This is a genomic window from Bradyrhizobium sp., assembly GCF_016462955.1.
Lineage (GTDB): Bacteria > Pseudomonadota > Alphaproteobacteria > Rhizobiales > Xanthobacteraceae > Bradyrhizobium.
This window is the reverse complement of record NZ_JAEMSD010000140.1, coordinates 1-3,837: the sequence shown is the minus strand read 5'-3', so window position 1 is coordinate 3,837 and position 3,837 is coordinate 1. Positions and strand designations below refer to the sequence as shown.

Here is a 3,837-nt window from a genome sequence, read left to right as displayed (position 1 = left end):
GCTGCGACGGCGCCCGCTCCGATCAACGTCAGTGCCGCACGCCGGGTCGGCGTCAGACGGCCCTTGTTCCCAAATTCGGTCATATCTTGTCCCGTTTCGGCCCCATCACCGCACATACGGCTCGGGACCAGGAAATGTTACAGACATATAGAGCGTCGCGGCAGCGAAGTCATCGCACCAGCAGTGTGACTGCCAGCGGGACCAGGAACGAGGTCACCAAGGCGTTCAGGCTCATGGCAATGCCGGAAAAGACGCCGGCAATCTCGTCGACCTGGAACGCGCGCGCGGTGCCGATGCCGTGCGCGGCAAGGCCGGCGGCGAACCCGCGAGCGCGATAGTCGGTGATGCCGGTGCGGTTCATCAGCGGGGTCACGATGATCGCACCCATGATGCCGGTGAGGATGACCGCGACGGCCGCCAGCGAAGGATCGGCGTGCAGGGATTCGGCGATACCCATCGCAACGCCGGCGGTGACTGATTTCGGCGCCAGCGACAGCACCACGTCACGCGGCAGGCCGGCAAGTTCGGCCAGCAGCACGACCGATACCACCGCGGTGACCGATCCAGCGACCAGAGCCACCAGCATCGGAAAGATCGATGAGACGACGCGCTTGCGGTTCTCGTAGAGCGGCACCGCGAGCGCAACGGTTGCCGGCCCGAGCAGGAAATGCACGAACTGCGCGCCGGCGAAGTAGGTCGTGTAGGAGGTGCCGGTCAGCAGCAGGAACGCGCCGATGATCCACATCGCGTGCAGCACGGGATTGGCTAAGGGATGACGCCGGGTCGCCAGCGAGGCCGCATCCGTGCCGGCATACACCAGCAACGTCACGGTCAGCCAGAGCAGCGGCGATTGCGAGAGATAGACCCACAGCGAGAACGGGTTGTCCTTCATCGCGCGTCCTGTTGCTTCAACAGGCGGCTGACGAGGCGAAAGGTCAGCACGGTCGCGAGCAGCGTGATGACCACGGACAGCGCGAGCACGAGAATGATGGCGATGCCGTGAGATGCAAGCAGATCCAGCTTCTGCACGACGCCTACGCCGGCCGGTACGAACAGCAACGAGAGATGGGCCAGCAGGCCCTTGCTCGTCGTCTCGACACCGTCATTGCGCAGCGGCCCGCGCGCGAGCAGCTCGAAACGGTCGCGGGCGAGCAGCAGGGTCAGAAGCAGCAGAAGGCCGAGCACGGGTCCCGGCAATGGCAGGCCGAGACCGCGCACGGCGGCTTCGCCGATCAATTGGCAGAGCAGGATGAGGCCGAGACTTGCAAGCATGACCAACGCATCAAGGAATGCGCTGGCACGCTTGTCAATCGCCGCCATGCACAGACGTGTGCGGCACGTCCGGCGCCGCAATACGGGGCACCATCGCCATCAAGGTCCCGGTCATGGTCGCGATCAGCGTGGTCTTGCCGTCATGCTCGGCAACCGCCTTGGCCTCGCAGAAGGTCAGCGTGCGGCCGGACTTGACGACTTCGGCCTTGAAGACGAAGCGCTCGCCGCGGGCGGGCGCGAGCAGCGTGGTCTTGAATTCGACGGTGAGTATGTCCGCCTCGGGCGGCATCAAGCTGAACGCCGCAACCCCACAGGCATTGTCGAGCCCGGCCGTGATGATGCCGGCATGGATGAAGCCGTTCTGCTGGGTAAAGGACGGCGCATGCAACATCGCCAGCTCGGCCTCACCGGGCGCGAGTCGGACGATGACGATGCCGAGCGTGCGCATGGCCGGCTGGCGATCGAACATGGCGATGGCGGCCGCACGATAGCCGGGATTCTTCGGCTCGAAGCCGGTCATGGCTCATACCTCGGCTGGTTCGGCAATGTGGCTCGAGGCAGCCTCGCGAATGGCGTCGGCGAACGGAGCGGATTTGCGGAGCTGACGGTCAACGTGGTCGCATTGCCAAATGTAGACCGTGCCTCCCGCGCCATCGCACTCCTCCCCGTGTATTTCGTCTTTGATCGTTGATACGGTAGCGTATCAAGCCCGTGCCGAGTTAGCAATACGGCACCGTATCAATCACCGGTGAGGCTTCCTCGATGAGCGACGGCAAGGGCGATGCCTGGGTCGAAGCAGGTTTTGCCGAGCTCGCCCGGGCAGGGGTGGAGGGCGTGCGGGTCGAGGTGCTCGCCAAGAATCTCGGCGTTACCAAGGGCGGCTTCTACCGCCGCTTCGCCAACCGCGCCGCACTGCTCGAAGCCATGCTGGAAGCCTGGCGCCAGGGACGCATCGCCGCGGTCGCGCAGCAGACAAGTCTCGGCGGCCAAGCGCCCCGCGAGCGGCTGCGGGCCGTGATCCAGCTCTATTCCGAGCGGGTCAATCCGGAAGGAATGGCGATCGAGCTCGCGATCCGGCAATGGGCACGCTCGGACGAGAACGCTGCGGCGTCAGTCGCGAGCGTCGACGCGGCTCGGCTCAAGCACATCGGCGACCTTTATCGCGCGACCGGCCTTGCGGCCGAGGAGGCCGACGCGCAGGCCTTCTTGTTCTATTGCTTCATCTTCGGCCAGAGCCTGTTGTTCGTCGAGCGCGGCCCGCGCAAGCTGTCGCAGCTGGTGGCGAAATCGGCCGAGAAGTTGCTGGATTAAGCGAAATGGCCGGAGAGCTGCTCCGGCCATCGCGTCAATCCGGAGTTCAGGCGGCGCCCTTCAGCTTCTTGGTGCACTCGCTGTAATAGCCGCCGCCCTTCTGGATCCATTTCAAGCCGCCATTGCCGTTGGTGGTCTTGTTGGCGTTGTACTGGTCGACGCAGGTGTGCAGCCGCGCCTTTCCGGGAGTCTCCTTTGCGTATTTCGGATCGACTGCGTTCGGATAGACCGCAGGTCCAGCCGGCAGCGCCGGCGCGGCGGCTGGCGCCTCTTCCTTCTTCGCCTGCTTCGGCTCGGCAGGAGCGGCGGGGGCCGCCGCGGCCGGCGCCGCGGCGGGCGTTGCGTCTGCGCCGCACTGGGCCTTGCGGAAGTCGTTCCACTTGGTGGTGCCGAGCGAGCCGTCCTTCTTGGCGGCCTGATATTTGGCGCTGCACTCCTGCGCGGTCAGCGCCTGCGCCGGCGCGCTCGCCAGCAATGCAGCGACACAAGACGCTGCAATCGCGCACGACAATTTAGTCTGAATGGTCATCCCTGGGTCTCCTGCTTGTCTTCCCGACGGAAGTGAAACGAGGATTGCTATCCTAGCGTGTCGGCCGCTTGCGACAAGGATGCGATGAGTTGCGCCGGCAAAATATAGTGATGCCGGCGTTGAAATAATTCATGTTGCGTTCAGCAACGCAGGCCGACGGTCCCAGCCCTTTGCAATTCCCGCAAGAAGAGTGCACCCATGACCGTCACGTCCCGCCTCGCCGCCATCGCTCTCGCCACCCTGCTCATCGGCGGCACCGCCTTTGCCCAGACCCCTGCACCGGCCGTCAAGACCGACACTGCCGCCACGATCGCCGACAAGAAGGCAACCAAGGAGCGGTCGGCCGAATCGCTGGAATGCTCCAGGCAGGCGGACGCCAAGGGATTGAAGGGCAAGGAGCGCAAGAAATTCCGCCGCGAATGCAAGAAGGCGGCAAAGGCCGGCGGCGCAGCCGACGCAGCGCCCGCTGCCCCCGCGGCCGACAAGAAATAAGCCCGGTCACCATCGTTCGCGAGTATCCGCGAGAGGCGCGCGCATTGCGGCATGACGAGCCTGCAATTGTGCGCCTCGCGCCCATTTGCGATAAGGCGGTGTGAAGCAAATCAGCGCCTCCCTGCCGCTCGCATGGCCGAGCCGTGCCATGCTCCTGAGCACGGTGGAGACGCTCGTCATCGGCACCGCCGGCGGTCTCGTCTTTCTCGTCGCGCACCTTCCCGGCGGGCTGA

The 3,837-nt window shown here is 65.1% G+C and carries 6 protein-coding genes and 1 pseudogene; 3 read left to right on the top strand and 4 right to left on the bottom strand.

The window, feature by feature from the left end; all coding sequences use genetic code 11:
• Positions 1-169: 169 nt before the first annotated feature.
• Genes JHD07_RS16340 through JHD07_RS16330 form a run of 3 tightly spaced genes read right to left on the bottom strand, consistent with a single transcriptional unit; the run spans position 170 to position 1,792 of the window.
• Positions 170-892, bottom strand: a complete 723-nt coding sequence (locus JHD07_RS16340; RefSeq protein ID WP_291623953.1) for an LrgB family protein — start codon at positions 890-892, stop codon at positions 170-172.
• A complete protein-coding gene (locus JHD07_RS16335; RefSeq protein ID WP_291623952.1) occupies positions 889-1,272 on the bottom strand; it encodes a CidA/LrgA family protein in 384 nt (127 codons plus the stop codon). Before JHD07_RS16335 ends, JHD07_RS16340 begins: the two co-directional genes overlap by 4 nt.
• A gap of 34 nt (positions 1,273-1,306) precedes the next feature.
• Positions 1,307-1,792, bottom strand: a complete 486-nt coding sequence (locus JHD07_RS16330; protein WP_291623950.1) for a PaaI family thioesterase — start codon at positions 1,790-1,792, stop codon at positions 1,307-1,309.
• A gap of 242 nt (positions 1,793-2,034) precedes the next feature.
• Here JHD07_RS16330 and JHD07_RS16325 point away from each other — a divergent pair, with 242 nt between their 5' ends.
• A complete protein-coding gene (locus JHD07_RS16325) occupies positions 2,035-2,583 on the top strand; it encodes a TetR/AcrR family transcriptional regulator (RefSeq protein ID WP_291623948.1) in 549 nt (182 codons plus the stop codon).
• Positions 2,584-2,629: 46 nt separating this feature from the next.
• Here the strand turns inward: JHD07_RS16325 and JHD07_RS16320 are convergent, their stop codons facing one another.
• Positions 2,630-3,112, bottom strand: a complete 483-nt coding sequence (locus JHD07_RS16320) for a hypothetical protein (RefSeq protein WP_291623947.1) — start codon at positions 3,110-3,112, stop codon at positions 2,630-2,632.
• 198 nt (positions 3,113-3,310) lie between these two features.
• Between JHD07_RS16320 and JHD07_RS16315 the strand changes: the two genes are divergently transcribed.
• Both JHD07_RS16315 and JHD07_RS39800 read left to right on the top strand, forming a co-directional pair.
• The gene (locus JHD07_RS16315; RefSeq protein WP_291623946.1) at positions 3,311-3,604 is read left to right on the top strand and encodes a PsiF family protein; all 294 of its coding nucleotides are present in this window, start codon (positions 3,311-3,313) and stop codon (positions 3,602-3,604) included.
• A gap of 100 nt (positions 3,605-3,704) precedes the next feature.
• Positions 3,705-3,837, top strand: a pseudogene (locus JHD07_RS39800) (AbrB family transcriptional regulator); the annotation flags it as partial.